The following is a 6,000-nucleotide window of genomic DNA, read 5'->3' as shown; positions in this document are numbered from 1 at the left end:
GGCGCTCCTGGCCGAGCAGCTCGCCACCCTTATCATTGCTGTTAGTCATAAACATACCCGTTTGCCTATCCCTTATCTTAAGGGGGGAACGGTGTCCTGTCTTTCATGGGGCTCGTTCAACACTGAACGAGCCAGGCCGATAAGGACGATTGTGTCCGCGTATTTTTAAGCGGACGCAATTACCCTTAACGTCAGGATCGCCATACGCCACCGTAATTCCTACACGAAATCCTTCAAAACCCAAGTCGTCCAAGCGTGCGAACAGCCCGGTGTTTCCGTGGCGGCTATTGCGATAAGGCATGGTATCAACGCCCATGTTGTTCGCCGGTGGATACCGCTTTACCGGGATCAGCAGACAGTCGCTCGGCCAGCTTTCATTCCTTTGAAAGTCGAACCAAAGCAAAAGACCGAAGCGTTGGCGATCATTGAGTTACCGCTCGGCCAGCAAACGCTCACGGTGACGTGGCCAATTTCCGATCCTGAAGGATGCGCCCGATTTATCCGTAGACTCGTCCACTGATCCGCATCGATTACATCTGGCTCGCCACCGACCCCATGGACATGCGTGCCGGCACCGAGACTGCGTTGGACAAGGTGATCGCGGTGTTCAGTACGGCGAAGCCGCACTGTGCTTATCTGTTCACCACTGCTGCGCCACTAGATCAAAATGTCGTAGCAAACACTAACTGGGTGTAGACATTTGTATCGTTATTCCCCAACTGCGTCCCCCTCTGCTCTGCACTCTTGTCTGGCGTGTAGAGGCCCAACAACGGCAAAACAGTCAAGTGCTGATTAACGCGCCATTCGGCATATAAATCAATTTCATGACCATCAGTGTTAGGCATGTTACGGTCGAGGGTGTCGTAATTGAAGTACATGGCTCCCAGGGTCAGGCTTTCCAAAGGAAAGATTTTGAGCGTGACGTTCTGGATACGAGCATTATTATTGAAGGGGCCGGCATAGTTACTTGCCACTTCACCCTGGAACCACGTACCGTAGCCACGGCCCGTTCCATAAAACAAGGTGTCATAACCCTCTGAAAAGCGGCTGTAGCGATAGCTGGCGCTCGGCTTCCACAGAGCATCCGCAAAAGTCCACCCGGCTTCCAGATACCAAGCGTCCTCATTCGCCGCATTCGGTTTGTTTTGCCTGGCGTACTCACCCGACAAAAAAAGGTTTTCCACGCCTGCATTACCCACTGCGCGCACGCTATAGGTCTTCATGCCGTCACGCTCAAGCTGCAGGGGGGACGCGTACTGTTCCGCGATTTTCGTGGTATTGATGTACGTCAGGCCAACGGTACCCGCTGCAGCCACGTGCTCCAGCGTACCGACGTACATCTCGGTATTGGCCTGAGAGGGGTTATCGGATTTAAGCCACATCAGATCGCCACGCCAGCCCTCTTTACCACCCATGCGCAACACGGCTGTCTGATCGAAGGCTTTACGGGCAGCGACGTAGAAAGCACCTCCACGATTGTACTGTCCGTCGCCGAGGCCGCGCCCCGCACTGAAGGCGTCGCCCTGAATAAGGAAGCCGTCGCCGACTGCAATATTTTGTCGACCAAATGAAAAGTCTATGCCGTCTTTACCAAGGACCTCAAACAGGTTGCCCGAACGCCATCCCAGATAAGCATCTTCAATCTTGGTGGTGCGTTCAGAGCCATCAGTGTAGCCTGCAGCGTCCCCGCTCCCCCAGGTAGCCGAACTGACCAGTGAGAAGGCACCATAGGCCGTCCCAGCGCCTTGCAATCCCTGATCGCCGCTCACGCCATACTTGATGTAGCCCTCTCTCCATGAGGACGATCCCTGTGTTAACCGGCCAGAGGCTGGATAACTTTCACGGCTGTGGAAAACGCCAAAAACCGCATCCAGGTTTGCATTAAGATGGGTGTCATCTCGGGAAAAAAACTCGTAAGCGCCCGCGGGAGTTGTTGCATTGAATAGTGCAGCGAGGGTAAAAAAGTGAAGCAGGGAATATCGACGCATGGTTGCATTTCCATTTTTTTTATTGAATTAAGCGATACATTAAATGCGCCACCATGAGCCTGCATTTAAATTCCGCCAGGATTCTGCAGCTGTAGAACCAGTCAATGCGAGCTAATTATTATCGATCGCGAAACGTGTAGCGTTATTCTTCTTTTTCGTGATGTATGATTTCCACCTCCCAAGGAAAGATTATTGTATTTTCAGCAGTGGCAATGGTGAAATTGGGTTTGCTTTAGCGTGCACGCCCAGCACGAAGAAGTGACCTAATCCCAAAGAGAAGTAATGGCACCCTCTGATCAACGCTTGGGCGTGTGTCAGAAGGTACCGCTTTTATATTCGGCGGACCCTGTGCTGGTACTCCCCGTCTCGGGCATCCGCCAACATCAACTCAAAGGATATACCCTATCCCTGCGAGCGCGTCGTCAGCATTAATCAACCGGATCAACTTTCGCTGGATCATGAACGTGTCACTGACGCGCTCAAGCTCGTAGACGATGTCCGCACTGTAATGTTTGAGCGAGTCCTTGCGGAACTCGCGCAGGTTCTGCGCACAACGTACTGTCACTTTTTCATCGCTTTCGAACAGCACCCGAAAGCGTGACAAGGTGCGCACGGTCCGCGGCTGCGGGCTGGTGGAAATCGATTCACCTCCGGTCAGGCGCTGGATTCGCAACTGACGCATGTGATGGTCGTCATAGGCGTAGTTGAGGGTGTTTTCGAAGTCTTCTTCCTTGGGGTCGATCGGGATAATGTAGGTACCCTGTTCGCTCCACAGGCTCAACCAGATATCGAACTCACCGTGGTCGAGCATGTCGCCTTCAGCCCAGATATAAGCGGTGACTTGATTCAGTAATTGCAGGTTCATTTACTGGTTCTCCACCGACATCATCTTTTTCCACTGCTGATAGGCAGCACGCATTCCGGTTTCGGCGCTTACGTCGCTGACCAGCCCGTCTTCGGTCGGTTTCTCACCCGGCAGGCCACGATTGAGCATGATCCACAGGTCTTGGCCAGCACTGGCGCCTTTCTGCACACGCTCCCAAGCCTCGGAATCGTCCGGAGTGCCAAAGCCCATGGGCCCCTGAAAGTGCTCATGCAGACGCAGGCGGTAGCGGTTGGCTATAGCAGGGCCGCCGTCCATGGTGATTACCGAGTGATGAATTTCTGTCTCTGTCACCGATATCGGTTGAAGCGCGCGGAAAAACGCCATGGAACAGGCAACGTTGGGGAACAGGTTAAGATTGAAACCCGAGCCACCGACAGCACGAACAATACGGCGCACTTGCTGCTCTTCGATACCGTCTTCGCGCAATTGCACAGCAAGCTCCTCGAAGCGCTCCGGAATCGGTTTGTCGAGATCGGCTTCAAGATCCACCAGATCGGGGATCATCACCATTACGCTGTGCCCGTTACCAAGGTCTTCGACGTAACCCGGACCTTCAACGAAGTCGAACAGTTTGAGGGTTTGCTCATCAACCGATGCCAGGAATGACTTGTGCACCAGTGGGAAGTGGTAGGCGTCGGTGGTATTTTCCAACTGGATTTTCCAGTTACCCGGAAAACGGAAACGGTGCTCTCCGGGAACCTTGATCGGGTAACCGGCGCCCTGTTTCATAAACAGGTCGATCCATTTCCTGGCAGGCCCGAGGAAATCGACCAGTGGTTCGATATCGTCCTTGAGCGTGGCAAACAGCATGCCCGCGTATTCTTCAACACGGAGGCTGACCAGAGGCAGCTCGCTCTTGTCCAGGCAATCACCATAGCTTTCAGGGCTTGGCACGCCACGCAGTGAGCCATCCAGCGCGTAACTCCAGCCGTGATAAGGGCAGACAAAACTGTTGGTCTTACCCTTCTTGTGTTCGCACACTGTGGCGCCGCGATGGCGGCAGCGGTTGAGATGCACATGGACCTGTTTCTTGCGGTCGCGCACCACGATCACCGGCTGCTTGCCGATGTAGGTGCTTTTGTAGCTACCCGACTCAGGGATTTCGCTGATATGCGCGACCCAGACCCAGGTACTGTAGAAAATCTTTTCCAGTTCCATGTCAAACAGCTTGGCGTCGGTGTACAACGACGTGTGCACGCGGTCGTGCTTGATCAAGCTGGCGGGCTCCATATCAAGCCGGACAACGTTAATTAAATCGCTCACAGTTAATTACCTTTTTATCGCAATGTGACGAGAGTTATTTGAAATAACCTTAAGCCCGCACCCACAGCTCATCAACCGCCGACCGCGAGAGGTTTATTGTTTTAAAGACAACAAGCGTCAGCCCACCTGAATCAAGCTTAACGGCGGTGTAGGCAAGGCCTACATCATTTGACCCTGGACGAGTCAACGTTCCTGAAGCGCCCCTTGATTATCCCGTAGAGAAACAAGACAACCAGAAGTAATGGAGTGCCATTGACCCAGGCAGATTCACTGCCCGTTAACATGCCGTAATTATCGTAGATCAGATAAACGGCAGTACTAAGACCCGCCAGTGCGATGAGTGGGCAGAGTAACGTTTTAAAATACCGTTTATCGTTGGCTTTTTTGAAGTGAACGACGACCCCCAATGTGACAAATGTCTGAAGCCCTATCAATCCAAGCGTCGACAATGCCACCGTTACGGGAAACAAAAATACAAAGGCGTCATAGCCCAGGGAGGAAGAGACGATAATGGTCAGCGCCACGAGCACGGTTACAAGAAGACTGGCATTGGCTGGAGATTTTTTCGTTTCATGAACATGTGAAAGAACACTCGGCAAGTGCCTGTCTTTGGCCAAAACTTGAACATACCGCGTCGCAGCATTATGCAGTGACAATAAACAGCAAAAGTTGCTGGTGCACAACATGAGGGAAACAATTGTCGCCATCGTGCTACCCAAACGAGTCGTGAACAAATTGATGACCAACCCGCCCTTCGCTATTGCTGCCTCGTCCTTGATGGAGTCAAACCCAACCTCACCGATGATCAGCCAGATAATGATCAAGTAGGCGACGCCTACCAAAATGACCGCCAAACGAGTGGCATGCGGAATGGTTTTTGCTGGCTTCCTGGCTTCCATCGCATAAAGCGCGGCGGACTCGACACCGAGGAATGATGCCAGCGCCACCATGAGCCCAACCCCAAGCCCCGGCAACATGATTGCCTCTACCGAGATGGCTTGAACCGGAAAAGCGTTAAAACCTTTATCCAGGAATATGGAAATACCCAGTAGAAAAAGCACAAAGAACTCTGCAAGCACCAAAGGCACCAGGATCTTTGCGGCAAAATCAATATTCGCCCGCCCCAGGTAACAGATCGCCCCCACGTATAACACGGTCCATGCTGCCCAGCCGATATCAATCCCAAACCCTTGCATGGTCATATTCGTGTAATACCCGGACGCCACAGCAATCGCCGTGGTGATCGCCAGATAAGAGGCTAAGGCAACCCAGGCCGCCCCCGCGCCTACGCCCCGTCCAAAGATCACCGTAAGGTACTTGTAAAATGCGCCAGCCCCCGGGATCGCCCGGATCAATTCGCCATAGCCGATCGAGAAAAAAATCATCAGGATTCCCGCCAGCAGGAATGCTCCGGCAAGCCCAGCGCCATTACCATGCTCAAAAGCAATGGGGGCCGCTGTGAGAACGGCTCCTAATGGTCCTGCGGCTGCAATCACCAATAACGCAATTTTATAAGCACTTAGATTACCTTCTAATTGCTGGTCGCCTGCAGGCACCTCTGCAGACAGGGGCTCGGTTAGCTCTGTCATTCCAATTCTCCACTCTAATTATTTTATGAATAACGGAAATAAATCGATGCAGCAGCATCCTTGCGGACCAACGCGAGCGTTTCTCAAGCGCAAGCGATACCCGCCCGCTGCCCCTGAAAATCGAAGCCTGGTTATTCTTTACATCGGTCTTCACGGGTTGCCAAGTTACTGACACTCTTTATCTGTTTGCTGGCCAAACGGTGACCTTCAGAAAATCAATCAAATCGCCAGTCTTCGAGGGTACGACGCATGACGTCAATTTAACGAGGCGTCC

The 6,000-nt window shown here is 52.7% G+C and carries 5 protein-coding genes; 1 reads left to right on the top strand and 4 read right to left on the bottom strand.

Features of this window, described 5'->3' with window-relative positions; genetic code table 11:
- Positions 1-178 precede the first annotated feature (178 nt).
- Positions 179-520: an IS66-like element accessory protein TnpA gene (tnpA, locus tag DGA31_RS28205; protein ID WP_109514749.1), complete on the top strand. Its 342-nt coding sequence runs from the start codon at positions 179-181 to the stop codon at positions 518-520.
- A gap of 142 nt (positions 521-662) precedes the next feature.
- Here tnpA and DGA31_RS28200 read toward each other — a convergent pair whose 3' ends face one another.
- The 4 genes from DGA31_RS28200 to DGA31_RS28185 all read right to left on the bottom strand — a co-directional run bounded on the left by DGA31_RS28200 (position 663) and on the right by DGA31_RS28185 (position 5,726).
- Complete coding sequence (locus DGA31_RS28200) at positions 663-1,988, bottom strand: alginate export family protein (protein ID WP_109514748.1); 1,326 nt, start codon at positions 1,986-1,988, stop codon at positions 663-665.
- 388 nt (positions 1,989-2,376) lie between these two features.
- Positions 2,377-2,853 carry an aromatic-ring-hydroxylating dioxygenase subunit beta gene (locus DGA31_RS28195; RefSeq protein WP_109514747.1) on the bottom strand — a complete coding sequence of 159 codons (477 nt, stop codon included), beginning with the start codon at positions 2,851-2,853 and terminating at the stop codon, positions 2,377-2,379.
- A complete protein-coding gene (locus DGA31_RS28190; RefSeq protein WP_109514746.1) occupies positions 2,854-4,137 on the bottom strand; it encodes an aromatic ring-hydroxylating oxygenase subunit alpha in 1,284 nt (427 codons plus the stop codon).
- A gap of 164 nt (positions 4,138-4,301) precedes the next feature.
- A complete protein-coding gene (locus DGA31_RS28185; protein WP_109514745.1) occupies positions 4,302-5,726 on the bottom strand; it encodes an APC family permease in 1,425 nt (474 codons plus the stop codon).
- Positions 5,727-6,000: the final 274 nt, after the last annotated feature.

The organism is Pseudomonas ovata, from assembly GCF_003131185.1.
GTDB lineage: Bacteria > Pseudomonadota > Gammaproteobacteria > Pseudomonadales > Pseudomonadaceae > Aquipseudomonas > Aquipseudomonas ovata.
This window is presented reverse-complemented; position numbering and strand designations above follow the sequence as displayed.

Excerpts from the sequence above, each read along its gene's own strand:
- DGA31_RS28200 (WP_109514748.1), bottom strand. The coding sequence starts at position 1,988 with ATGCGTCGATATTCCCTGCTTCACTTTTTTACCCTCGCTGCACTATTC.
- DGA31_RS28195 (WP_109514747.1), bottom strand. The coding sequence starts at position 2,853 with ATGAACCTGCAATTACTGAATCAAGTCACCGCTTATATCTGGGCTGAA.
- DGA31_RS28185 (WP_109514745.1), bottom strand. The coding sequence starts at position 5,726 with ATGACAGAGCTAACCGAGCCCCTGTCTGCAGAGGTGCCTGCAGGCGAC.